The organism is Aeromonas sp. 600276 (assembly GCF_049175815.1).
GTDB lineage: Bacteria > Pseudomonadota > Gammaproteobacteria > Enterobacterales > Aeromonadaceae > Aeromonas > Aeromonas dhakensis.
Genome location: NZ_JAAKVU010000010.1, coordinates 136,092 through 159,701, shown reverse-complemented (window position 1 = coordinate 159,701; position 23,610 = coordinate 136,092). Strand labels below are relative to the sequence as shown.

The window sequence follows — 23,610 nt, the reverse complement described above, 5'->3', positions numbered from 1 at the left end:
AAAAAACGGCGCCCGCGGGCGCCGTTTTCAGCTTGTTCAGTTCCGATTAAAGAACGTGAACGGAAGCGGTATTGGTGGTGCCGCTCGGTACCAGGGCACCGGAGACCATGACAACCACGTCACCCTTCAGACCCATGCCGCTGGCCAGGGCCGCTTCTTTGCCGATGCGATAGAAATCGTCGGTGGAGGCGATGCTGTCAACCACGTGAGCAACCACACCCTTGGTCAGCACCAGCTGGGCAGCGGTCTTCTTGTTGGTGGTGATGGCCAGGATCCAGGCTTTCGGGAAGTACTTGCGGATGGCCTTGGCAGACTTGCCGCCTTCGGTGGCAACCACGATCAGCGGGGCGTCCAGCTTCTCGGAGGTCTCTACCGCGCCTTTGCAGACCGCTTCGGTGATGCGCAGCTTGTTGCTGTCGTTGGCAGCAGACAGGTTGGACGGCATCACGGCATCGGTACGCTCGCAGATGGTGGCCATGATGGTCACGGCTTCCAGCGGGTATTTGCCCTTGGCGGACTCACCGGACAGCATGACTGCGTCGGTACCGTCCAGGATGGCGTTGGCCACGTCGCCGGCTTCGGCGCGGGTCGGACGCGGGTTCTTGATCATGGAGTCCAGCATCTGGGTGGCGGTGATGACCACTTTGCGGGCTTTGTTGCACTTCTCGATGATCATCTTCTGGGCGAAGATAACTTCTTCAACCGGGATTTCGACACCCATGTCGCCACGGGCAACCATGATGCCGTCGGAGACAGCCAGGATCTCGTCGAAGTTGTCCAGGCCTTCCTGGTTTTCGATCTTGGAGATGATCTGGATGTTCTCGCCACCGTGGGCTTTCAGGTGCTCACGGATTTCCAGCACGTCTTCTTTCTTGCGAATGAAGGAGGCGGCAACGAAATCAACACCTTGCTCGCAACCGAAGATCAGGTCGCGCTTGTCTTTCTCGGCCAGGGCCGGCAGCTTGATGGAGACGCCCGGCAGGTTGATGCCTTTGTTCTCGCCCAGATCGCCGTTGTTCAGTACTTTACAAACAACTTCGCGCTCGGTGATCTCGATGACGTCCAGACCGATCAGGCCATCGTCAACCAGGATGCGGTTGCCGACGCGCAGGTCGTTGGCGAAACCGGCATAGGTCACGGCGACTTTGTCTTTGTTGCCAACCACGGTCTGGTCGGTGGTGAAGGTGAAGGTCTGGCCAGCGACCAGAGCCACGTCGTTGCCGCCTTCCAGCTTGATGGTACGGATTTCCGGACCCTTGGTGTCCAGCAGGATGGCTGCGTGCTTGCCGGTTTCGGCCATGACAGCGCGCAGGTTGCTGATGCGACCACCGTGCTCGGCGTAGTCGCCGTGGGAGAAGTTCAGGCGCATGACGTTCATGCCGGCGTCCAGCATCTTGGCCAGCATTTCTTTGGATTCGGTCTTGGGACCGATGGTGCAGACGATTTTGGTCTTTTTCATGTCAGTCTTCATGGTTAAGGAGTTTCCGCCGTGCAATATACACCAGTTTTTGGATACTTTTTATGATCCAGAAACAACGTTTTGACCAGATAACGTTTTCTTTTCAGGGATAACGTTTTCCTCCCGGCTACTTTTTAGGGCATAAATTAACTGGTCAGCGCAGATTTGGCATAAATGTCGCCATATGTATCTCGGCGCCGGCCCGCCTCGTCAAATGTTGTAAAATGACGATCCCGTCCCTTCATCAAACCGTCATCGGTCCCCGACAAGAATAGACACTCTGCTGCCACCGGAGTGCTGCAAGATGGCCCCTTATCTGTTGCTGTTGTCCGTCGCCCTGCTGGGCGTGCAGGCGCTGCCCGCCAGCTGCTGGCCAGCCGATCCCGCTCCCCGCGATGGCACGCTGCGCGCGTTCGAGCGCCTTGAAATGCACCAGGCCCAGGCCGCTACGGCCCGTGCGCAGCCAGGCTTTCCGTGCCCCAATCCCCCGCTTGCCGGGGCATATCGGCAGCCCTGAGCGGCAGACGCAGAGACGAAAGAGGGAGGCCTGGCCTCCCTCTTGTGTTGGGTGCGTCACCTTGCCTTGGCGGCTCAGTTTATCTTGCCCATCTCGATGGCGAAGCTGGTGGCCAGCTGGGCGAACTTGAGAGCGTGGGCAGCCGAGGGATCCGAGTTCTGCAAGGTGTCCCGGGCGGTGTGGATGTTGGGGTTGTAGTCGTTGAAGCGCGACTCGAACGGCATGGCGGCCGGGTAGCCCTGATTGTGCCAGGAGGCGTGATCCGAGCAGCCGTAACCGCAGCTGTCGTAGCCGTAGCGGATCTGGGGCAGATAGGCGTCGAGCAGCTGGGCCAGATAGCCGGTCAGCCCCTGGTCGGTGTAGTCGGTCATGAAGACGATATCTTCCGCCGACCCCTGGTAGTTGGTCATGTCCAGCTGCAGCGCCGCCAGCACCTTGGTGTTGGCCGCCTTGTAGCGGGTGGCGATGTCCTTGGAGCCGCGCAGCCCCACCTCTTCCGCCGCATAGCCGATGAACTGCAGGGTGCGCTCCGGCTGGCGGCCCTGCTCGGCGATGACCCGCAGCACCTCGGTCAGGGTGGCGATGCCGGAGGCATCGTCATCGGCGCCCGGCGCCAGGGTGCGGCTGTTGGGGGCCGAGCCCGCGGTGGAGTCGAGGTGACCGCCGAGCACCACCACTTCGTCCGGGTAGCGGCTGCCCTTGAGGGTCAGCACCACGGACTGCTGCGGATAGCCGCTGTGCTTGACCCGGCTGACGCTGGCCCAGGGCAGGGTCGCGCTCAGGGTCTGCCACTGGCCGGCCACCCAGTCCGCCGACTGCACCCCCGTGGTGGTGGTGTAGTAGCGGTTGCGCCAGCTGGCGAGCTGGCTGATGGTACCGACTATGTTGCCCTGATCCAGATAGGGCAGCAGCCGGTTGACGCTGGCTCCCTGGGTCAGCGGCGGGGCGCTGAACAGGTTCTGGCTGATGGGCTGGGCCATGCTCTGCAGGGCGTCGGCCAGGGTACTGTGCACCACGTAGCCGCCGCAGCGCTGGTGACCTTCGTGCATCAGGTGGGAGAGGGTGCCGAGCTCGCTCGCCTCGACCTGGGCCAGCTGGATGGGGGCGCCGCTGGCGCTGAACAGGGGGGCCAGCTTGGCCTTCACCTGTTTGAGTTCGACGCCGCTGTCGGCACCGACCGTGATCCAGACGGGCTCGGCGGCCTGTACGGCGAGGGGCAGCAGGGGGAGCAAGAGGGCAGTCAACAAGGGTTTCATGGCGGATCCTTCCAGATTGGTTGTGGGCACATGTGCCAAATGGGTGTCATAAGACGACTGGCCCAGTCTAGCCAAGGAGGCAGACCTCGGAATTTGACCATCTGGCGCGACCCTACCCCCGTCCGGTGGGGGCCGCTGCAGGATCTGCTGTCTACTGCGGGCCGGCGAGGGTGGCTGGCGGAGCTTTGTGCTGGTGAGGGGGATGTGCGCAGCGTGCTCGCGGCAGCAGCGGCGCTCGGCCCTGACCTGGGGGGCTGACAAAGGGAGTCAAACTATGCCATATCGGCGCGAAACGCCGGCGGGAATGGGTGAGGAGGGGCCTGGGTGCCCAAAAGCGCGGGTATACAAAGAGGCATAAAAAAGAGGGGCTGTGCCCCTCTTCTGCATCTGAATGCGGGTTCAGGCGGTCGCCTGAGCCAGAATGCCGAGGGCTATCTCCCGCTCCCCCATGATCACCTTGTCTGCCCCCTGCCTGGTGAGGAAGCTCACCTCGTCATCGCTGTGGGCACGGGCGATCACCCGGATGGCAGGGTTGATGAGCCTGGCCTGGGCGATGGCCTCGCCGGCTTCGAAGCTGTTGGGGATGGCCACCAGCAGCCAGCTGGCGTCGGTGATGGCGGCGCGGCACAGCACCTCGTCATCGGCCACGTTGCCGTTGACGTGGGGAATGTTGGCCTGGCGCAGGCTCTCCAGCCGGTGCGGATCCTGCTCGATCACCACCAGCTCGCGCCCGGCCTGCTGCAGGCCACTCACCAGCAGGCGACCGACCCGGCCATAGCCCGCCAGTATGGTGTGGCCTTTCATCTCCACCGGCGGGCATGTGCACTCGGCCAGCACCTGGGTGTTGTCGGCGTCCGGCTGTTTCTCCAGGTAGCGCTCGACGGCGTTGAACACCAGCGGGTTGAGCATGATGGAGAGACTGGCGCCCACCAGGATCAGGTCACGGGCTCCTTCCGGCACCAGTTTTAGCACTATGGCTAGGCCGATGAGGATGAAGGAGAACTCGCCGATCTGGGCCAGGCTGGCGGAGATGGTGAGGGCGGTGCGCTTGCTATAGCGAAACAGCCGCACGATGGCGTAGGCCGCCGCCGACTTGCCGAACATGATGATGAACAGGGTGGCCAGCACCGCCAGCGGCTCGGTCAGCAGCACCGCCGGGTTGAAGAGCATGCCCACCGAGACGAAGAACAGCACGGCGAAGGCGTCCTGCAGCGGCAGGGTGTTGTTGGCGGCGCGGTGGCTCAGCTCGGAGCGGTTCATGACGATGCCGGTGAAGAAGGCGCCAAGGGCGAAGGAGACGCCGAACAGCTTGACCGCGCCGAAGGCGATGCCAAGGGAGCAGGTCAGAACCGCCAGGGTGAACAGCTCGCGCGAGCCGGTGCTGGCGGTGTGGGTCAGCAGCCAGGGGATGAAGCGGCTGCCCACCACCATCATCAGCGCCACGAACAGGCTCACCTTGCCGAGGGTCCAGCCCAGATCCAGCGCTATGCTCTGCCAGCTCATGGCCTGCTCGCCGAACCGGATGTCGGCGATGATGGGCAGCATCACCAGCGCCAGCACCATCACCAGATCCTCGACGATGAGCCAGCCGATGGCGATGCGCCCCTGCAGGGTCTCCAGATTCTGGCGGCTCTCCAGCGCCCGCAGCAGCACCACGGTACTGGCGGTGGAGAGAGCGAGGCCGAACATCAGACCGGCGACCGGATCCCACCCCAGCAGCGAGGCGAGCCCCATGCCGAGCAGGGTGGCGACTGCGATCTGGGCGATGGCGCCCGGGATGGCGATCCGCTTTACCGACATCAGATCGCGAAAGGAGAAGTGCAGCCCCACTCCGAACATCAACAGGATGACCCCCAGCTCTGCCAGCTCGGGCACCAGCTTCATGTCGGCCACGTACCCCGGGGTGAAGGGGCCCGAGATGACGCCGGCCGCCAGATAGCCCACCATGGGGGAGATCTTGAGGCGCTGGGCCAGCATGCCGAGGATGTAGGCCAGCACGAAGCCGCCGACCAGGGTGGTAATCAGGGGAAGGGAGTGGTCCATGTCGTCACCTCGCTAATGGCAGTCAGGGGGCTACCAGATCACCGCGCGGGCGAAGAGGGCAGCTGTCAATGAGCAGGGGGCGAAAGAGACAGATGCTGGTCCCGTGCACGGGGCGTGTCTGAGGGACAACAGTTGCCGTTTCTGTTGAAAAATAATACGTTTTTGGCGTAAAGGCAATCTTTATCCACATTTAAAGGAATTTTTGAGATTAAAAGTGGATAAGTGATACTTTTAAGGTGAGCGGCTCTATTTTTATTGACCTGGCTTGGCAGCATTAATCAATCGGTGATGATTTTTGTGGCCAGGGCGAGCGCAGCCTGGCCTCACAAAAAAAGCGGCCGACCGGCCGCTTCGTTGCATTGAGGGTTGGGTGCATACCTCTGGGCTCACTTACCCTTGGCGATCCCCTCCCGGCGCGGATCGGCGGCGCCAAGCCAGCCGCTGGCGTTGCGCTGCACCCCCTGCAGGCCCGAGGTCTGCTCGCTCAGCACCACCTCGTGTCCCTTCGCCTTGAGCGCCTCGACCACGGCGGCCGGGGTGCGGCCCGCCTCCAGCTCGGTGGGGCCGTTGCGACTGCCGAAGTTGGGCAGATTGATCGCCTGCTGCAGGTTGAGCCCCCAATCCTGGGTGCCCAACAGCGTCTTGCCCACGTAGTTGATGATGGCGGAGCCCCCCGGGGAGCCCAGGCTCATCTCCAGCTCGCCGCTGCTCTTGTCGAACACCAGCAGGGGGGACATGGAGGAGCGCGGTCGCTTGCCCGGCTCCACCCGGTTGGCCACCGGCAGCCCGGCGGCGTCCAGCGAGGTGAAGGAGAAGTCGGTGAGCTGGTTGTTGAGCAGGTAGCCGTTGACCATCAGCCGCGAGCCGAAGCCGTCTTCAATGGAGCTGGTCATGGAGACCGCCATCCCCGTCTTGTCGACGATGGAAATGTGGCTGGTGGAGGGGAGCTCAGGGGTCGCATCCTGGCCGCGAGCCGGCGCCAGCGGCGGGGTGCCCGCGTTGGCCAGCCCCATGGAGCGCTCGCCGATCAGGGCGCCGCGCCGGGCCAGATAGTGCTTGTCGAGCAGGCCGCTGACGGGGACCGCTACATAGTCGCTGTCCGCCACGTACTGGTTGCGGTCGGCAAAGGCGAGCCGCGCCGCCTCGCTGTAGAGGTGGATTGCCTCGGCAGAGGCGGCCGGCTGGCCCTGCTCCCCTGGCACCGGCTTGAGGGCCGCCATGTCGCGGCTCTCCAGCATGCCGAAGATCTGGCCGAGCGCTATGGTGCCGGACGAGGGGGACGGGAAGCCGCACACCCGGCTCTGGCGATAGTCAAAGCAGAGGCCGTCGCGCAGCTTGGCGCGGTAGCTGGCCAGATCGACGGCGCTCAGCACACCCGGGTTGGTCGGGTGGGCGTGCACCTTGGCCACCATGGCCTCGGCCAGCGGGCCGCGATAGAAGGCGTCCGGCCCCTCGCTTGCCAGGGTGCGCAGCACCTTGGCAAGCGCCGGGTTGGTCAGCCGGCTGCCCGCCGCTCTGGGGCTGCCGTCGGCCTGATAGAAGTAGGCCCGTGCGTCCGGGTCCTTTGCAAGATAGGGGTCCTTGGCCAGCAGCGCGGCCAGCCGCGGGCTTATCACGAATCCCTGCTCCGCGAGGGTGATGGCGGGCTCGAACAGCGTAGCCCAGGGCAGCTTGCCGTAACGCTGGTGGGCCAGCGCCAGTGCCCGCACCGTGCCGGGGGCGCCCACCGAGCGCCCGCCCACCACGCCGTCGTAGAAGGCCATCGGCTTGCCATCCTTCATGAACAGCTGATCGGTGGCGGCGGCGGGGGCCGTCTCTCGGCCATCCACGGCGGCTACCTGTTTGCCGTCCCACACCAGCATGAGGGAGCCACCGCCGATGCCGGAGGACTGCGGCTCCACCAGGGTCAGCACCAGCTGCACCGCGATGGCGGCGTCCACCGCGCTGCCGCCGGCCTGGATCATCTGGTAGCCCGCCTCCACCGCCAGCGGGTTGGCGGCGGCCACCATGAAGTCGTGACCCTGCCAGCCCTGCTTCTCTTGCCAGCCGCTGGCGGCCTCCGGCGCGATCAGGGTGTGGGCGGGGGGCGTTTGCGGGCTCTGCTGAGCGGTGCAGCCGGCCAGCAGAGCGAGGGCGATGGCCAGCCCCAGCGTTTTGCGCAACATGACACTCTCCTTGTCTGTTTTATGAGCATGAGGGGGGGACTATGTCACGATTGGCGCTAATGACTCAAGTTGTTGAATCAGATCAACAAGTTACTCATCTATCAACAAGTCGTACCGGCGCCCGCCCATAAAAAAACCGCCCGGAGGCGGTTTTTTGCAATCAGGCTGAGCCAATTCGCTTAGATGGACTGCTCTTCACCGCCCAGGGCGGCGAACAGGGCCGGGATGAACTGGGCCAGCTCGGCGGTGACCAGGGCAAAGTCGGCATCCAGACGGGCGGCCGGATCTTCGCTGGTGACGTCGTCGTTCTGCTCGCGCAGCTCTTCGCTGAACTTGAGGCGCTTGATGGAGAGGTCATCCCCCAGCACGAAGCTCAGGGTCTCACCCCAGTTGAGGGCCAGTTTGGTGACCAGCTTGTCGTTGGCCAGGTGGTTCTTGATCTCGTCGCTCATCAGATCCTGCTGCTTGCAGCGGATGATGCCACCGTGTTCCATGGCGCTGCGCAGCTCGGCCTCGTCCTCTAGGGTGAAGGAGGCGGGCAGGTTGCCCTCGTTCAGCCACTCGGTCATGGTGATCTCGGGCGGGTTCTTGAGGGCCACCGGCACCACCGGCAGGGTGCCGATGGACTTGCGCAACAGGGCCAGCAGATCGTCCGCCTTCTTGGCGGAGCCCGCGTCCACCACCATCAGGTTGTCGGCCGGATTGATCCAGGCGAAGGTCTGGCTGGTGCGGCTGAAGGCGCGCGGCAGCAGGGTGTGCATGATCTCTTCCTTGAGCGCTTCCTTCTCTTTCTTCTTGAGGGCACGGCCCTGTTCGAACTCGATCGCCTCTACCTTCTCCGCCAGCATCTCCTTGACCACGGTGCCGGGCAGCATCTTCTCTTCCTTGCGAGCGCACAGCAGGATGTGGCCGGCGGCGGAGTGGGTCAGGGTGGAGCCGAATTTGCCAAGGGGCTTGACCCACCCGAACCGGGAGATGTCCTGGCTGCCGCACGGGGTGAAGGCACAGGCTTCCAGCTGGGTTTCCAGCTGCTCGACGGTCAGCTCGAAGGGGCGGGTAAAGCGATAAATCTGCAGGTTTTTAAACCACATGGCGTCCTCGGTCTCATAGATTGTCCGGCGGGCATTGTACTAGAGAGGCGCTTTGTGATCAGCCAATCATTCTTGCTAAATAAAGGGCGATCGACTTCACAGGGAGTCATATCCGTCCCCAAAGCCGTCATCAAACTCCCCTAGACTGCGGATGTTAAGGTTGTTAACAAGGATACCAATATGCTGAGGGCGAGTCGGTCCGACGACATGGACGAGATTGTCGAGATCTGGTTGCTGGCCTCCCTGCAGGCCCATGATTTTGTCGATGCCTCCTGCTGGTGGCAGGCGCAGGAAGATCTGCGCACCCGCTATCTTGATCGCGCCCGCATCTGGGTATTCGAGGAGCGCGGCGAGCTGCTCGGCTTCATGGCGCTTGTGGATGACTACTTGGCTGCCCTCTTTGTGCGCCCCGACCGTCAGGGGCGGGGGGTGGGCCATGCCCTGCTGCAGGAGGCCAAGTCCAAGGGGGCCAGGCTGCATGCCCGGGTCTTCGTGGAAAACGATCAGGCGGTGCGCTTCTATCGTCGCCACGGTTTCGTGATCGAGGGGGAGCTGGCCGACCCGCTCACCGGTCATCCCCAGTACCAGATGTGCTGCGAGCCCGCCTGAATCTGACGCCAGCACCCGCTCCGGCTTGAAAAAAGGGAGGCATATCCTCATCTTGTCTGCATCGGGTGCTGCTGGCACCACCTCCATACGAGCCGTTTTTTCATGAAGATCCTGCATACCGCCGACTGGCACCTTGGCCACCAACTCCATGGCCATGACCGCCGTTTTGAACACGATGCCTTTCTCGACTGGCTGGCCGACACCATCAAACGCCGTGACATCGACGCCCTGCTGGTGGCGGGCGATCTGTTCGACACCGCCAATCCCCCCGCCAGCGCCTGGCAGCAGCTCTACCGCTTTCTGGCCAGGCTGCGCGCCGAGCACCCGGCACTGGAGATGGTGCTCATCGGCGGCAACCACGACTCCCCCTCCAAGCTGGATGCCCCCCACGAGCTGCTGCGCGCCTTCGACCTGCATCTGGTGGGCAGCATCAGTCGGGACGACGAGGGGCGGCTCGAGACCGAGCGCCTGCTGGTGCCGCTGCGAGGCAAAAACGGCGAGGTGGCCGCCTGGTGCGCCGCCGTGCCGTTTCTGCGCAGCAGCGATCTGCGCCCGGAAGGGCTCAGCGAGGGGCAGGACAGACTGATCGAAGGGGTACGCCAGGTCTATGAGGCGGTGCTGAGCGAGGGGCGGGCGCGCTGCAATCCGGATCAGGCCCTCATCGCCATGGGCCACGCCTATCTGGCGGCGGGCCAGCTCTCCGAGCTCTCCGAGCGGCGGGTGCTCGGCGGCAACCAGCACGCCCTGCCTGCCGAGCTGTTTGCCGCCGCCGACTACACGGCGCTGGGCCACCTGCACCTGGCCCAGAGCCCGGCCGAGGGGGTGCACTACAGCGGCTCGCCGCTGCCGCTCTCGCTGGCCGAGGCGAACTACAACCATCAGGTGCTGGAGGTGACGTTTGAGGGGGGCAAGCTGGCCCGCCTTGAGCGGATCCCGGTGCCCCGCGCGGTGGAGATGATCCGGCTGCCCCAGAGCGGCCTCGACGAGGCGCTCCAGGCCATCGAGGCGCTGGACCTGCCCGCTTGCCCGCAGCAGGCCCAGCCCTTCCTCGAGGTGCGGCTGCTGCTGCCCAAACCCGAGGCCCGCATCCGCGAGCGCGTGCTGGCCGCCATCGGCGACAAGCCGGTGCGCCTGGCCCGCATCACAACCAGCTATCAGGGCTCGGGGCAGGGGCTGGCGGACGGCGCCGGCCAGCGCCGGCTCGATGAGCTCTCCCCCACAGAAGTGTTCCGCCTCTGTTATCAGCGTCAGTTTGACGGAGAGCCGGAGGCTGAGCTGGTGGCGTCGTTTGAAGAGATCCTGGAGCAGGTGAAGGAGGCCAATGCATGAAAATCTTGTCGCTGTCAGGGGAGAATCTGGCCAGCCTGACCGGCCCCTTCACTATCGACTTTACCAAAGGGGCCCTGGGCGCCACCGGACTGTTCGCCATCACCGGCAACACGGGAGCCGGCAAGAGCACCTTGCTCGACGCCATCTGTCTGGCGCTCTATGACGAAATGCCGCGCTTTGTCGCCAACCGCAAGAACGTGGCCGAAGTGGGCCGCGCGGACGACGAGGAAAAGCTCAAGGCCAACGACGTGCGCGGCATCCTCAGCCGCGGCCACGCCAGCGGCTTTGCCGAGGTGCAGTTTCGCGGCTGTGACGGTCGCACCTGGCTGGCCCGCTGGGCGGTGCGCCGGGCCCGCAACCGCGCCGAGGGGCGCTTTCAGGCTCAGGAGCGCAGCCTGACCGACGTGGCGTCGGGCCAGGTGTTCAGTGGCAGCAAGCGGGAGCTGCAGGATCGTATCGACGAGCTGGTGGGGCTCTCCTGGGAGCAGTTTCGCCGCGCCGTCATCCTGCCGCAGGGGGAGTTTGCCGCCTTCCTCAAGTCGAGCGCCGACGAGCGTTCGGCCCTGCTCGAACGGATGACCGGCACTGAGCTCTACTCCGCCATTTCGATCCAAACCCATGAACGGGCGCGGGAGGAGCAGCAGCAACTGGCCGCCATCAGCCAGCGGCTCGGCGACGTGGCGCTGATGGACGAGGCTACCCGCGAGCAGTGGGTGAGCCAGCAGGTCAGCCTCGCCACCAGCCTCAAACACGAGCAACAACAACAGCAACTGATGCAGGACTTGCGCGACCTCAACGGCCGCATCGCCGCCCAGTTGCAGGCTTGTCAGGAGGGGGAGGCGGCCCTTGCCGCCGCAGAGGTGGCCCACGGTGCGGCCGCCCCCGAGCGCGAGGAGTTTGCCCGCGCCGAGCAGGCCCAGGTGGCCCGCGCCGATCACGACGAGCTGGCTCGCCTCACTCTGGAGGTGCAGCAGCAGGAGAAACTGCTGGCCGAGCTCGGCCCCGAGCTTGGCAAGCTGGAGGAGCAGACCCAGCAGAGCGCCCTCACCGAGCAGCAGCTGCTGGCTGAGAAGATCGCCGCCGAGCGCGAGTGGGGCGCCCTGCAGCCCGAGCTCAAGCGGGCGCAGGAGCTCGATACCCGCATTAGGGAAAAGCAGCAGCAACTGCAGAAGATCCAGCAGGAGGGAACGCAGGAGCGGGAGGTGCAGCTCACCCTGGAGCAGGGCTGGCACCAGCAGCGCCAGCAGGTGGATCTGCTCAAGGCCCAGCACCAGCAGTGGGGCGCCTGGCTTGAGGAGCACAAGGAGCTGGCGCCGGTGGCCCGCCAATGGCAGCCCCTGCTCACCGCCATGCAGGATTGGGCCGAAGATGCCGACAGGCTGCAGCAGCTCCTTACCCTGCGCGAGCACAAGCTGCGTGCCCTCAGGCAGTTGCAGCACCAGCTTGAGCAGGGGCAGCAGGAGCGCGACTACTGGCAGCGCGAGCAGGAGCGGCTGCAGCAGCAACAGCACGAGCTGCAGGAGCAGCAGTGGGAGGGGCGACTGGCCAAGGCGCAGGAGCAGTGGCAGCAGCAGACCGAACAGCTGGGTCAGCTGCGCCAGTTGCTGGAGCTGGCGGACTATGGCCGCAATCACGGCGAGCAGCATGGTCGCCTGCAGCAGGAGATCGCCCAGCTGGAGCAGGCGCTCGGCAAGCTGGCCATCCTCGGCGACGAGCTGGCGCCGGCCCGTGAGCGGCTTGCCCTGCAGCGGGACGAGGCGCGCCACGCGCTGGAGCAGTCCCGTGCCATCGCCAGTTTCGAGCAGCATCGCCACATTTTGCGCGACGGTGAACCTTGCCCGCTGTGCGGTGCCGAGGAGCACCCCTATCACCAGAGCCAGCCGCAGGTGGCGGGCATTCTGGGTCAGCTGGCGGAGCGCGCCCGCGGCCTCGAGCTCGAGTGGGAGCGGTTCAATCACCAATACATCCAGTGCGAGAGCGAGCGCCAGGAGCTGGCTCGCCAGCTGGCGGTGCGCCAGCAACATCTGCCTGAGCTGGAGACGCGCGCCGAGCAGCTGACCTTGCGCTGGCAACAGCTGGGAGGCGATACCCTGCTCGGCCATCCGCCGCCGCTAGGTCAGAGCCCAATTGAGTGGAACGAATTGATGAGTACCCTGCTGGGCCGTGGCCAGAGCCTGGAGCAGGGGCTGGCCCACAGCCAGCAGCAACTGCGTGAGGCCCAGCAGGGGCAGCAGCAGTTGCAGGCCGTGCGCCAGCAGTTGAGCCAGCTGGCCAGCCAGCACCAGCAGTTCGAGCAGCAGTGGCAGGAGGCCGACCGCCAGCGCATCGCCCTGGAGGGGGAGGTGAAGGCCATGGGCGAGCAGGAGGCGACCCTGCGCCAGCGCCTCGAGCAGGGGGGCAACCGGCTCGACGAGCAGATGGGAGGCCAGCCCTGGCGCCAGTGGCTGGGCAGCCAGCAGTGGCTCGAGTGGCAGCGGGCCTGCGAGGCCTGGCTGCACGGCCAGAGCGAGTGGGAGCGGCTGGCTGGCGAGATTGCCAGCCTCACCCCGGCCCTGAGCGCCCAGGAGGCGCGCCTGCAGACCCAGCGCGAGCTGCTGCACAAGCTCGAGCGCGACTACAAGGAGCATGAACAGCAACGGCAGGGGCTGGTCACCAGCCGCGCCACTTGCTTGGGGGGCGAGGAGATTGCCCTGGTCGAGCATCGCTGGCAGCAGCGGCTGCAGCAGCTGGCCAGCGAGCTGGAGGCGATGCAGGGGGCGGCCCGCGCCCTGCGTGAGCGCCAGACCGAGCTCAAGGCCCGTCTCAGCCATCTGGAGCAGGAGAAGCAGGTGAGCAGCCGGCGGCGGCGGGAGGTGCTGGGGCGCTGGGCTGCCCACGCCAGCAGCCTCGGCATCGCCGAATATGACCTGCGCCGCCTGCTGGCCATGAGTCCGGATGAGCTCAAGGCGCGCCGCGCCGTCTTGCAGGCGCTGGAGGATGCCCGCGCCGAGGCGCGTACCCGTTTGACCGAGCGGCAGCGGGCGCTGGCGCTGGAGGAGAGCAAGCGGGATCGTTATCGCGAGCATCACCCCGAGCTGGCTGCACTGGCGCCAGAGGAGCTCGACAGCCGGCTGACGGCGTTGGAGGCGCACTGCCGCGCCCTCGACGAGCAGCTGTTCCAGTGCAAGAGCACGCTGGCCCAGGCCGAGGCGGCTGCCCTCAAGGCGGGCACCCTGCAGGAGGAGCTGGCCGCCCAGCAGGCGGTGGCGGATCACTGGCAGCGACTCTCCGATCTTATCGGCTCGGCCAGCGGTGCCAAGTTGCGAACCTTCGCCCAGAGCCTCACCCTGGAGCGGTTGCTGCTGGAGGCCAACGCCCAGCTTGCCGAGCTCTCCCCTCGCTATCGACTGGAGCGGGTGCCCGGCACCGATCTGGCGCTGCAGGTGGTGGATCTCGACATGGGGGACGAGGTGCGCTCGGTAGACTCCCTCTCCGGCGGCGAGAGCTTCCTGGTGTCGCTGGCGCTGGCGCTGGCCCTCTCCAGCCTGTCGTCGCGCCAGACCCAGGTCGAATCGCTTTTTATCGACGAGGGCTTCGGCACGCTCGATCCCGATAGCCTGGATCTGGCGCTCTCAAGCCTGGACTCCCTGCAGGCGGCCGGCCGCCAGATCGGGGTCATCTCCCACGTGCAGACCCTGGTGGAGCGGATCGGCGTGCAGGTAAGGGTGGAGGCCCTCGGCGGCGGCGAAAGCCGGGTGGTGCTGCCTGGATGACAGCGCGTTATCCATGACCATTCATGAACAAGAAGGCCCCTGTCAAAGGGGCCTTCTTGTTGGTGTGCAACCCGTCTCGCTGGCTATTTGCGCTCGGGCAGCATATTGGTCAGGGTGTTGTCCTTGAGTACGTGGTGGTGGTAGATGGATGCCGCCGCGTGCAGGGCAATCAGGGCATAGCCAATGTTGGCCAGCGTCTCGTGCAGCTCCTTGATGGTGCCCTTCAGGCTGTCGTTGGGGGCGATGAGGGCGGGAAGCTCAAGGCCGAAGAAGGGGATGGGCTTGCCACCCGCGCTCAGCAGCAGCCAGCCCAGCAGCGGGGTGAGGATCAGGAAGCCATAGAGCGCCAGGTGGGCAAGTTTGGCCAGCTTGAGCATCAGGGGGGAGAGCTCGGGCACGATGCGCGGTGAGGGGCTGCTCGCGCGTACCAGCAGGCGCACCACCACCAGCGCCAGGATCAGCAGGCCCACCATGAAGTGAAACTCCTTCATCAGGTCGCGGCCGGCCGACCCTTTGGGGAAGATGTCCCTGAACTCCATCAGCGCATAGACGGCGATCATCAGCAGCAGGGTCAACCAGTGCAGCCCTATGCTCAGGCTGCCATAACGTTGTTCGGTATTTTTCAACATGTTCATATCCTTCTCGGGGCTTGCATTGCATCACGGGTGGTCTCATCGGGTGGGCGTCCTGCCTCCGGGCCACTTTTTCCATGTTACTGCGAAGATGTGTCAAAACCTTGATCTCTGTGTGTTTTTAACATGTTATTTGTAACAGGCCGGCAGCGCGCCGGTCGAAGAACTGGTTTCGCTCATCCAGGAGAGGCTGCTAGGGTGGCGAACGGTTGATGCAAAGCCGCAGAGCAGAGTGTGCAGCGGCCGGGAACCGGGCACCCAGCCCAGTTCAATGAGGGCTTTACCCCTCTTCTCCCCTCATTTACCTTTAATAAAATCCTCAACAGGTGAAGGGAATTACCTTGACCATCACAGATCCCGTGATCCTGACCGAGCTGCAGCAGATCCTGTTTCGCTCCTTCGACGTGATCCCGTTTCCGATCCTGATCTCGGAATCGGCCTGCAGCGAGACGCTGGACAGCATCCCCACCCGGCTGTCGGAGATCCCCGCCCGCCATCACAGGTTCGTGAACCGGGCTTTCGTGGCGCAACTGGGTTACGACCTGACGGATCTGCCTGACATGGCCAGCTGGTTTGCCACCGTCTATCGCGATGAAGAGAGCAGGGCCCAGGCGATTGGGCGCTGGAACCAGGCGGTGATGAGCAGCCTGGCAAGCGGGGCTGCGGTGGCCGAGATGAATGCCCTGCTTTACTGCAAGAACGGCCAGCAGCGCTGGTTTACCATCACGGCCCAGTTGAAAGCCGATGCCATGCCGGGCTGGCACATAGTAACCTTGCGCGACATCCACGATCTGCACTGCATGATAGAGGAGGTGAGCCGGATCTCCTGCACCGATCCACTGACCGAGCTTGGCAACCGGCGGGCTGCAGGCCAGCAACTGCAGGCGCTCTGGCTGCAGGGAGAACCCTTCTCGGTGATCCTGGGCGACATCGATCACTTCAAGCAGATCAATGATCGCTACGGGCATCCCGCCGGGGATGCGGCGCTGTGCGAGGTGGCCCGCATCATGACCGGCCAGCTGCGAGCCGGTGAGCACCTGGCCCGCTGGGGCGGAGAGGAGTTTCTGCTGATCCTGCCCGGGGTGGATGCGGAGTTGGTAGTCGAGCGGGCCGAGCAGTTGCATCGGCAGTTTGTCGGCCATGTAGTCGCGTGGGAGGGGCAGAACTTCTCCCTGACGATGAGCCTGGGCTGTGCCACCCGAAACGAGGGCCAGAGCAGCGACAACCTGCTGCAGGTGGCTGACAAGGCGCTCTATCAGGCCAAGAGCAACGGGCGCAACCAGGTGGTCTTCGGCAAGGAGTAGCTGGAAGGCGCCCATAAAAAAACCGAAGCCTGGGCTTCGGTTTTTTGTTGCAGCGATGGGCGTTCGGCCCATGCAGCCTTATTTCTTGATGCGGATCACTGGGGTCTCGCCCACGGTCACGGCACCCGTCATCTTCACCAGCTCTTTGATCTCGTCCATGTTGGAGATGACCACCGGAGTCAGGGTAGATTTGGCTTTGGCTTCCAGAACGGCCAGATCGAACTCGATGATGGTGTCACCGCGCTTGACCTGTTGACCTTCCTGGGCGATGCGCTTGAAGCCTTCGCCTTTCAGCTCAACGGTGTCGATACCGAAGTGAACGAACAGCTCGATACCAGAGTCGGATTCCAGCGAGAACGCGTGGTTGGTCTCGAAGATCTTGCCGATGGTGCCGTCGCACGGAGCAACCATCTTGTTGCCGGCCGGCTTGATGGCGATGCCGTCACCGACGATCTTCTCGGCGAAGACCACGTCGGGCACATCTTCGATCGGTACGATTTCGCCTGACAGCGGGGCAAAAATTTCGATGCCGCCGGTATCAGAGCTGTCATCGGAAACCAGTTTCTTCAGTTTATCAAACAGACCCATAGTAAAAGCTCCTAGAGATGATTGTCGCTGTTTGCAGCCGATCTTAGCAGACTGCCTTCTGCTTAATAAAGTTATCTACACAGGCTTCGATTTCGGCGGCGGTGGCAAAGCTCAGCGCTTGATCAGCCATGGCCTTCACATCTTCGAAGTTGGTGTTGCGGATAAGCTTCTTGATACGCGGTACAGAGATGGCGCTCATGGAGAACTCATCCAGACCCATACCCAGCAGCAGCAGGGTGGCACGCTCGTCACCAGCCAGTTCACCACACATACCGGTCCACTTGCCTTCGGCGTGGGATGCATCGATAACCATCTTGATCAGGGTCAGGACGGAGGGTGACAGCGGGTTGTACATGGCGGAAATCATCTCGTTACCACGGTCGACGGCCAGGGTGTACTGGGTCAAATCGTTGGTACCGATACTGAAGAAATCCACTTCCTTGGCCAGATGATGAGCCATCACGGCAGCAGCCGGGGTCTCGATCATGATACCCACTTCGATGGATTCATCAAAGGCTTTGCCTTCGGCACGCAGTTCGGCTTTCAGCGTCTCTACGGTGGCCTTCAGGCTGCGGAACTCTTCGACGGAGATGATCATCGGGAACATGATGCGCAGTTTGCCGAAGGCAGACGCACGCAGGATGGCCCGCAGCTGGGCGTGCATGATGTCGGCGCGATCGAAGAAGATCCGCACGGCACGCCAGCCCAGGAAGGGGTTCATCTCTTTCGGGAAATTCATGTAGGGCAGTTCTTTGTCGCCGCCGATGTCCATGGTGCGCACGATGATCGGCTGATCCGGCATCGCTTCGGCCACTTCTTTGTAGGCTTTGAACTGCTCGTCTTCGGTCGGCAGCGCGTCACGGTCCATGAACAGGAACTCGGTACGGTACAGACCCACGCCTTCGGCGCCGTTGCGGATGGCACCCTCGGTATCCTTGACGGTACCGATGTTGGCGCACACTTCGACCTGATGGCCATCCAGGGTGATGGCGGGCAGATCTTTCAGCTTGGCCAGCTCGTCTTTCTCGGCCTGGAACTGGGCCTGGATCTCTTTGAACTTGGCCAGCTGTTCGGCAGTCGGGTTGAGGACGATCTGGTTGTTGATCGCGTCCAGCACCAGCACGTCACCATTCTTGACGCGCTCTGTGATGTCGTTGGTGCCCACGATGGCCGGCAGCTCCAGGGAGCGGGCCATGATGGAGGTGTGGGAAGTACGGCCACCGATGTCGGTGACGAAACCCAGCACGTATTTCAGGTTGATCTGAGCGGTTTCGGACGGGGTCAGGTCTTTGGCGACCAGGATCACCTCTTCGTCGATGGTGCTCAGGTTGACAACGGCGATGCCCAGTACGTTCTTGACCAGACGGGTACCGATGTCACGGAAGTCGGTGGCGCGCTCACGCAGATAGGGGTCATCCAGTTCGGCCATCATCTTCGCGTACTGCTCGATGACCTCGTAGATGGCCTTGTCAGCGGTGGCCTTGTTGTCTTTGATGAAGGATCTGATATCCCCTTCCAGCTCTTCATCTTCGAGCAGCATGATGTGGCCTTCGAAGATGGCCTCTTTTTCTTCACCGAAGGTGCGACCGGCCATCTCTTTGATGGCTTCCAGCTGTGCGGCTGACTTGGTGCGGGCTTCGAGGAAGCGGTTGATTTCGGCATCAATCTGTTCGGCAGCGATTTTGCCCTGATTGATAACGATTTCATCTTCTTTCAGAAGAAGCGCCTTGCCGAATGCGATACCGGGGGACGCAAGAATGCCAGATATCATAATCCTTCCTATTAAAACGACTGTGGGGGAGGAATAAAGCTGGATTACTCCAGCTCGTCCATCAGGGCAACCAGCTTCTCAACGGCTTTCTGAGCGTCCGGGCCGTCGGCCTGGATGGTCACGTTGGTGCCTTTGGTCAGGCCCAGGGTCTGCAGTTTGAACAGGCTCTTGGCGCTGGCGGATTTGCCACCGGAGACCACAGTGATCTCGCTTTGGAATTCTTTGGCTTCTTTCACGAACTGAGCTGCCGGACGGGTGTGCAGGCCGTTTTCAGCAGTAATAACAACAGACTTCTCGTACATGGTTTCACCCCATATTATTGATATTTTTTGGTGTGAGGGATGCTTTTGACGCTTCCTTCTCGCACCGTGTCAGTATGGATATGTTGTAAAGTAACGAAATCAGACCTGCAATGGTTTAATCCAGGTCAATTTTCTGTGCAGTATTCGGTGTCTGCCTCAACTCTTTTCCGTTATCGCGCTACAAGCCGCGTCAATGCTGGCCTGAAATTATTTTATAACGAAAAATAACACTTTGTTACTTTGTGATACCTAGTCGGCAAACACCTCGTGACGCGGCACAGGATATGAGATTTATCACAGAATGTCTGCTTTTTTCGTCACTGGTTTGCTTGTTATTTTACCCCGAAAAATAAGGGGTCGACTGGCGCTGCCAAGTGCTCAGTCTAGCCCATAAAGAAACGGCGCTCCTGGGAGCGCCGTTGTTTTGAAATAATCCGATCACTTACTGCTGCAGCTCTTGTTCGCTGAACACCCCGGCAAACAGGGCGCTGGAGAGGTAACGCTCGGCAGCGCTCGGCAGGATGACGACTATGGTCTTGCCTTCAAATTCCGGCAGCTCGGCGAGGCGAGCTGCGGCCACCACGGCGGCACCTGAGCTGATGCCGGCCAGAATGCCCTCCTCTTCCATCAGGCGGCGAGCCATTTCGATGGCGTCATCGCTGCTTACCTGCTCGACACGGTCCAGCAGGGTGAGATCCAGGTTGCCCGGGATGAAGCCGGCACCTATGCCCTGGATCTTGTGGGGGCCCGGTTTGATTTCAAGACCGGCCAGACGCTGGCTGATCACCGGCGATTCGCTCGGTTCGACGGCGACGGAGACCACCGCCTTGCCCTTGGTCTGTTTCAGGTAGCGGGAGACACCGGTAATTGTGCCGCCGGTACCGACGCCGGCCACGAACACATCCACTTCGCCATCGGTGGCATCCCAGATCTCGGGACCAGTGGTCTTCTCGTGGATTTCCGGGTTGGCCGGGTTTTCAAACTGTTGCAGCAGCACGTATTTGCCGGGCTCGGACTCGAGGATCTCGTTGGCCTTGGCAATGGCGCCCTTCATGCCGAGCGGCCCTTCGGTCAGCACCAGGTTGGCGCCGAGTGCCTTGAGCAGCTTGCGGCGTTCCAGGCTCATGGTGGCCGGCATGGTCAATGTGATGGGATAGCCACGGGCGGCGGCCACGAAGGCCAGAGCAATACCCGTGTTGCCGCTGGTGGGTTCGATGATCTCCTTGCCCTTGGTCAGAACGCCGCGCTTCTCGGCATCCCAGATCAGGTTGGCGCCGATACGGCACTTGACGCTGAAGCTCGGGTTTCGGCTCTCAATCTTGGCCAGCACGCGGCCCTTGGTAACACGGTTGAGACGAACCAGAGGGGTGTGACCTATGGTCTGGCTGTTGTCCTCAAAAATTTTGCTCATGGTGCTATCCCTGTTTGTTACGGCGATGAAACAAGATTACCCTGTGGTTTCTGAATGAGAAGTGACGATTTGTTATAACAATATGTTATTACAAGATATAGAGCTTATTCTTTCTTATTGAGACCTCCCTCGCGAAAAGGTCTCTCGTCGTCAAAGGAATGGACGTTATGGGATTTGCAGGAAGCGATCGCTATCTCGCCTCGGAGGCGCTCAAGATGGCGGTCAATGCCGCCATCGTGCTGGAAAAGCCGCTGCTCATCAAGGGTGAACCCGGCACAGGCAAGACCGAGCTGGCAGAGGCCGTGGCCAGCCATCTGGGCACCGAGCTTATCGCCTGGCACATCAAATCCACCACCAAGGCCCAGCAGGGGCTATATGAGTACGATGCGGTGGCCAGGCTGCGCGACTCCCAGCTCGGCGACCCCAGGGTGGGGGAGATCAGCCACTACATCCGCCGCGGCAAGCTGTGGCAGGCTTTCACTGCCGACCAGCGTCCGGTGCTGCTTATCGATGAAATCGACAAGGCGGACATCGAGTTTCCCAACGATCTGCTGCAGGAGCTCGATCGGATGGAGTTCGACGTCTACGAGACCGGCGAGCGGCTCAAGGCCCGCCAGCGGCCAGTGGTCATCATCACCTCCAACAATGAAAAAGAGCTGCCGGATGCCTTCCTGCGCCGCTGCTTCTTCCACTACATCCGCTTCCCCGTCAAGGCCGAGATGCAGGCCATCGTCAAACTTCACTACCCCGACCTCAAGGAGAGCCTGCTCGGTGAGGCGATGGATCTCTTCTTCGAGCTGCGGGAAGTAGAGGGGCTGCGCAAGAAACCCTCCACCTCGGAACTCTTGGACTGGATCCGGCTGCTGTTGGCCGACGACATCGCCCCCGAGGCGATGCGCGCCCGCGAGCCAGGCAAGCTGGTACCCGCCCTCTACGGTGCCCTGCTCAAGACCGAGCAGGACCTGTATCTCTTTGAGAAGCTCGCCTTTCTGGCCCGCCGTGGTAGCTAGATGCTGATCGACTTTTTTACCCACCTGCGCCGCCACCAGCTCCCCTGCAGTCTGCGCGAACTTCTGGACTTGCACGGGGCGCTGGCAGCCCGGCTGGCCAGCCTCGACATGGATGAGTTCTACCAGCTTGCCCGCTGTCTGCTGGTAAAAGACGAGGCTCACTACGATCGCTTCGATCGCGCCTTCGCCGAGTATTACGAAGGGCTGGCCGCCATCCCCCTGCTGCCGGAGAGCCTGCCGGATGAGTGGCTGCGCAAGGAGTTCGAGCGGCTGTTGAGCGCCGAGGAGAAGGCGTTGCTCCAATCCCTTGGCGGGCTGGATCAGCTGCTGGCGACCCTCAACCAGCGCTTGAACGAGCAGAAGGAGCGTCACGCCGGCGGCAACAAGTGGGTCGGCACCGGTGGCAGCAGCCCGTTCGGCCACGGCGGTTTTCACCCGGAAGGGATCCGCATGGGGGGAGAGGGCCAGCATGGCAAGGCGGTCAAGGTGTGGGAGGCGCGCCATTATCGCAACTTCAGCGACGATTCCCCTCTGGGACAACGGGCCATCCAGCTGGCGCTGCGCAAACTCAGGCGCTGGGTGCGCCAGGGCAACCCCGATGAGCTGGATCTCGACGACACCATCCGGAGCACGGCCAGGCAGGGCTGGCTCGATGTGAAGCTCAGACCCGAGCGCCACAACGGGGTCAAGCTGCTGGTCTTCTTCGACGTGGGAGGCTCCATGGATGCCCACGTGGCCGAGGTGCAGCGGCTCTTTTCTGCTCTGCGCCACGAGTTCAAGCACCTGGAGTACTTCTATTTTCACAACTGTCTCTACGACTTTGTCTGGCGAGACAACGCCCGCAGGCACGAGGAGCGCTTCGACACCCTGCGCCTGCTGCGCACCTACGGCAGCGACTACAAGGTGATCCTGGTGGGGGATGCCACCATGGGCCCCTACGAGATCACCTGGCCTGGCGGCAGCGTCGAATATTGGAACGAGGAGGCCGGTCAGGTGTGGCTGGCCCGCTTGCAGCAGCATTTTCCCAAGCTGGTGTGGATCAATCCCACCCCGCGGCGGGAGTGGCTCTGGCACCCCTCCATCAAGTTGATGAACGAATTGATCGGCGGGCGCATGCACCCGCTGACTCTGGCGGGTCTGGCTGCGGCCATCGACCAGCTGTGACCCTCTCTACCCGAACAGACCAACAAGCCGGGAGTGAACCCGGCGAGGAGCAAAGATGACCTCTATCGTGATCAGTGGCTCAGGCCTCTATACCCCTCCCTTTGCCGTCAGCAACGAAGCGCTGGTGGCCGCCTTCAACCAGTACGTGGATCTCTACAACGAGGAGAACGCTTCCGCCATCGACGCCGGCCAGCTGCCCGCCAAACAGCATTCGAGCAGCGAATTCATCGAGAAGGCCTCCGGCATCAAGAGCCGTTATCTGGTGAGCAAGGAGGGGGTGCTGGATCCCGACATCATGCAGCCGCTGCTGCCCGAGCGACCCGATGACAAGCCCTCCATCATGGTGGAGATGGCGGTGGCCGCCGCTGAGCAGGCGCTGATCGCCGCCGGTCGCGAGCCGGGGGAAATAGATCTGGTGATAGTGGCCGCCTCCAACATGCCGCGCCCCTATCCAGCCCTCTCCATCGAACTGCAGCACTATCTGGGGGCGGGCGGCATGGCCTTTGACATGAACGTGGCCTGCTCCTCCGCCACCTTCGGCATCAAGACGGCGGCGGACATGCTGGCGGCTGGTACCGCCCGACTGGCGCTGGTAGTCAACCCGGAGATCTGCTCTGGGCACCTCAATTTTCGCGACAGAGACAGCCACTTCATCTTCGGTGACGCCTGTACCGCCGTGCTGCTGGAGCGGGAGGCCGATTGTCAGGTGGCCAACCCCTGGCAACTGGTTGCCAGCAAGCTGGTGACCCAGTACTCCAACAACATCCGCAACAACTTCGGCTTTTTAAACCGGCTCAGCCCGCGCACCCGTTACGGCGATGACAAGCTGTTCCGCCAGCAGGGGCGCAAGGTGTTCAAGGAGGTGCTGCCGCTGGTGTGCGACCAGATCGCCGGCCAGCTCGATGAGCAGGGCTGGACTGCCGAGAGCCTGAACCGGCTCTGGCTCCACCAGGCCAATCTGACCATGAACCAGTTCATCGCCCGCAAGCTGCTCGGCCACGATGCCAGCCAGCAGGAGGCGCCGGTGATCCTCGACAGCTACGGCAACACCAGCTCGGCGGGTTCCATTATCGCGTTCCATCTGTACAATCGCGACCTTCCCGCGGGGGCCCGCGGCGTGCTCTGCTCGTTTGGCGCTGGCTATTCGATCGGGAGCCTGCTGTTGCGGCGCCTGTGAGGGGCGGGGTCATCTCCCCGCCGTCATGAC

Annotated in this window: 18 protein-coding genes; 8 read left to right on the top strand and 10 right to left on the bottom strand. The window is 62.9% G+C overall.

What is annotated here, in order from left to right:
* Window positions 1-46: 46 nt before the first annotated feature.
* Window positions 47-1,459: a pyruvate kinase PykF gene (gene pykF / locus G5134_RS12140; protein ID WP_019839755.1), complete on the bottom strand. Its 1,413-nt coding sequence runs from the start codon at window positions 1,457-1,459 to the stop codon at window positions 47-49.
* Window positions 1,460-1,763: 304 nt separating this feature from the next.
* Here pykF and G5134_RS12135 point away from each other — a divergent pair, with 304 nt between their 5' ends.
* Window positions 1,764-1,976, top strand: a complete 213-nt coding sequence (locus tag G5134_RS12135) for a hypothetical protein (RefSeq protein WP_421232033.1) — start codon at window positions 1,764-1,766, stop codon at window positions 1,974-1,976.
* A gap of 74 nt (window positions 1,977-2,050) precedes the next feature.
* Here the strand turns inward: G5134_RS12135 and G5134_RS12130 are convergent, their stop codons facing one another.
* The 4 genes from G5134_RS12130 to rdgC form a co-directional block, all read right to left on the bottom strand.
* A complete protein-coding gene (locus tag G5134_RS12130; RefSeq protein WP_005303156.1) occupies window positions 2,051-3,232 on the bottom strand; it encodes a M28 family metallopeptidase in 1,182 nt (393 codons plus the stop codon).
* A 399-nt stretch (window positions 3,233-3,631) separates the two neighbouring features.
* Window positions 3,632-5,275, bottom strand: coding sequence for a YbaL family putative K(+) efflux transporter (gene ybaL, locus G5134_RS12125; protein ID WP_123245583.1), 1,644 nt, complete (start codon window positions 5,273-5,275; stop codon window positions 3,632-3,634).
* Between the two features lie 386 nt (window positions 5,276-5,661).
* Complete coding sequence (ggt, locus tag G5134_RS12120) at window positions 5,662-7,440, bottom strand: gamma-glutamyltransferase (protein WP_421232032.1); 1,779 nt, start codon at window positions 7,438-7,440, stop codon at window positions 5,662-5,664.
* Window positions 7,441-7,619: 179 nt separating this feature from the next.
* Window positions 7,620-8,531 (bottom strand): recombination-associated protein RdgC, encoded by a 912-nt coding sequence (gene rdgC, locus G5134_RS12115; protein ID WP_005303149.1) that lies wholly within the window; start codon window positions 8,529-8,531, stop codon window positions 7,620-7,622.
* Between the two features lie 180 nt (window positions 8,532-8,711).
* Here rdgC and G5134_RS12110 point away from each other — a divergent pair, with 180 nt between their 5' ends.
* The 3 genes from G5134_RS12110 to G5134_RS12100 all read left to right on the top strand — a co-directional run bounded on the left by G5134_RS12110 (window position 8,712) and on the right by G5134_RS12100 (window position 14,221).
* A complete protein-coding gene (locus G5134_RS12110) occupies window positions 8,712-9,140 on the top strand; it encodes a GNAT family N-acetyltransferase (protein ID WP_094698356.1) in 429 nt (142 codons plus the stop codon).
* Between the two features lie 102 nt (window positions 9,141-9,242).
* On the top strand, window positions 9,243-10,469 hold the full coding sequence (locus G5134_RS12105) for an exonuclease SbcCD subunit D C-terminal domain-containing protein (RefSeq protein WP_139431347.1): 1,227 nt from the start codon (window positions 9,243-9,245) through the stop codon (window positions 10,467-10,469).
* Window positions 10,466-14,221 carry an AAA family ATPase gene (locus G5134_RS12100; protein WP_065016908.1) on the top strand — a complete coding sequence of 1,252 codons (3,756 nt, stop codon included), beginning with the start codon at window positions 10,466-10,468 and terminating at the stop codon, window positions 14,219-14,221. The genes G5134_RS12105 and G5134_RS12100 overlap by 4 nt, the downstream gene beginning before the upstream one ends.
* A gap of 83 nt (window positions 14,222-14,304) precedes the next feature.
* On the opposite strand, the gene G5134_RS12095 is transcribed toward G5134_RS12100, so the two are convergent.
* Complete coding sequence (locus tag G5134_RS12095; protein ID WP_065016909.1) at window positions 14,305-14,850, bottom strand: cytochrome b; 546 nt, start codon at window positions 14,848-14,850, stop codon at window positions 14,305-14,307.
* Window positions 14,851-15,194: 344 nt separating this feature from the next.
* Between G5134_RS12095 and G5134_RS12090 the strand changes: the two genes are divergently transcribed.
* Window positions 15,195-16,157, top strand: coding sequence for a GGDEF domain-containing protein (locus G5134_RS12090; protein ID WP_065016910.1), 963 nt, complete (start codon window positions 15,195-15,197; stop codon window positions 16,155-16,157).
* A gap of 78 nt (window positions 16,158-16,235) precedes the next feature.
* Here G5134_RS12090 and crr read toward each other — a convergent pair whose 3' ends face one another.
* The 4 genes from crr to cysK form a co-directional block, all read right to left on the bottom strand.
* Window positions 16,236-16,745 carry a PTS glucose transporter subunit IIA gene (gene crr, locus G5134_RS12085; protein WP_005303134.1) on the bottom strand — a complete coding sequence of 170 codons (510 nt, stop codon included), beginning with the start codon at window positions 16,743-16,745 and terminating at the stop codon, window positions 16,236-16,238.
* Between the two features lie 43 nt (window positions 16,746-16,788).
* Entirely contained in the window at window positions 16,789-18,516 is a 1,728-nt protein-coding gene (gene ptsI / locus G5134_RS12080; RefSeq protein ID WP_005303130.1) for a phosphoenolpyruvate-protein phosphotransferase PtsI, read from the bottom strand.
* 44 nt (window positions 18,517-18,560) lie between these two features.
* Window positions 18,561-18,818, bottom strand: coding sequence for an HPr family phosphocarrier protein (locus tag G5134_RS12075; protein WP_005303128.1), 258 nt, complete (start codon window positions 18,816-18,818; stop codon window positions 18,561-18,563).
* Between the two features lie 442 nt (window positions 18,819-19,260).
* Window positions 19,261-20,229, bottom strand: a complete 969-nt coding sequence (gene cysK / locus G5134_RS12070; RefSeq protein WP_010633318.1) for a cysteine synthase A — start codon at window positions 20,227-20,229, stop codon at window positions 19,261-19,263.
* Window positions 20,230-20,396: 167 nt separating this feature from the next.
* Between cysK and G5134_RS12065 the strand changes: the two genes are divergently transcribed.
* From G5134_RS12065 to G5134_RS12055, 3 genes are read left to right on the top strand one after another with little or no spacing between them, the layout of a single operon-like run.
* Complete coding sequence (locus G5134_RS12065; RefSeq protein ID WP_065016911.1) at window positions 20,397-21,239, top strand: AAA family ATPase; 843 nt, start codon at window positions 20,397-20,399, stop codon at window positions 21,237-21,239.
* A complete protein-coding gene (locus tag G5134_RS12060) occupies window positions 21,240-22,403 on the top strand; it encodes a vWA domain-containing protein (protein WP_017765112.1) in 1,164 nt (387 codons plus the stop codon).
* A 55-nt stretch (window positions 22,404-22,458) separates the two neighbouring features.
* Window positions 22,459-23,580 carry a beta-ketoacyl-ACP synthase III gene (locus tag G5134_RS12055; RefSeq protein ID WP_065016912.1) on the top strand — a complete coding sequence of 374 codons (1,122 nt, stop codon included), beginning with the start codon at window positions 22,459-22,461 and terminating at the stop codon, window positions 23,578-23,580.
* Window positions 23,581-23,610 lie beyond the last annotated feature (30 nt).

Coding starts and splice junctions, on each gene's coding strand:
- pykF (WP_019839755.1), bottom strand. CDS start 1,459: ATGAAAAAGACCAAAATCGTCTGCACCATCGGTCCCAAGACCGAATCC.
- G5134_RS12060 (WP_017765112.1), top strand. CDS start 21,240: ATGCTGATCGACTTTTTTACCCACCTGCGCCGCCACCAGCTCCCCTGC.
- G5134_RS12135 (WP_421232033.1), top strand. CDS start 1,764: ATGGCCCCTTATCTGTTGCTGTTGTCCGTCGCCCTGCTGGGCGTGCAG.
- rdgC (WP_005303149.1), bottom strand. CDS start 8,531: ATGTGGTTTAAAAACCTGCAGATTTATCGCTTTACCCGCCCCTTCGAG.
- G5134_RS12100 (WP_065016908.1), top strand. CDS start 10,466: ATGAAAATCTTGTCGCTGTCAGGGGAGAATCTGGCCAGCCTGACCGGC.
- crr (WP_005303134.1), bottom strand. CDS start 16,745: ATGGGTCTGTTTGATAAACTGAAGAAACTGGTTTCCGATGACAGCTCT.
- G5134_RS12065 (WP_065016911.1), top strand. CDS start 20,397: ATGGGATTTGCAGGAAGCGATCGCTATCTCGCCTCGGAGGCGCTCAAG.
- G5134_RS12075 (WP_005303128.1), bottom strand. CDS start 18,818: ATGTACGAGAAGTCTGTTGTTATTACTGCTGAAAACGGCCTGCACACC.
- G5134_RS12055 (WP_065016912.1), top strand. CDS start 22,459: ATGACCTCTATCGTGATCAGTGGCTCAGGCCTCTATACCCCTCCCTTT.
- ybaL (WP_123245583.1), bottom strand. CDS start 5,275: ATGGACCACTCCCTTCCCCTGATTACCACCCTGGTCGGCGGCTTCGTG.
- G5134_RS12110 (WP_094698356.1), top strand. CDS start 8,712: ATGCTGAGGGCGAGTCGGTCCGACGACATGGACGAGATTGTCGAGATC.
- ptsI (WP_005303130.1), bottom strand. CDS start 18,516: ATGATATCTGGCATTCTTGCGTCCCCCGGTATCGCATTCGGCAAGGCG.
- G5134_RS12095 (WP_065016909.1), bottom strand. CDS start 14,850: ATGTTGAAAAATACCGAACAACGTTATGGCAGCCTGAGCATAGGGCTG.
- G5134_RS12105 (WP_139431347.1), top strand. CDS start 9,243: ATGAAGATCCTGCATACCGCCGACTGGCACCTTGGCCACCAACTCCAT.
- G5134_RS12130 (WP_005303156.1), bottom strand. CDS start 3,232: ATGAAACCCTTGTTGACTGCCCTCTTGCTCCCCCTGCTGCCCCTCGCC.
- ggt (WP_421232032.1), bottom strand. CDS start 7,440: ATGTTGCGCAAAACGCTGGGGCTGGCCATCGCCCTCGCTCTGCTGGCC.
- cysK (WP_010633318.1), bottom strand. CDS start 20,229: ATGAGCAAAATTTTTGAGGACAACAGCCAGACCATAGGTCACACCCCT.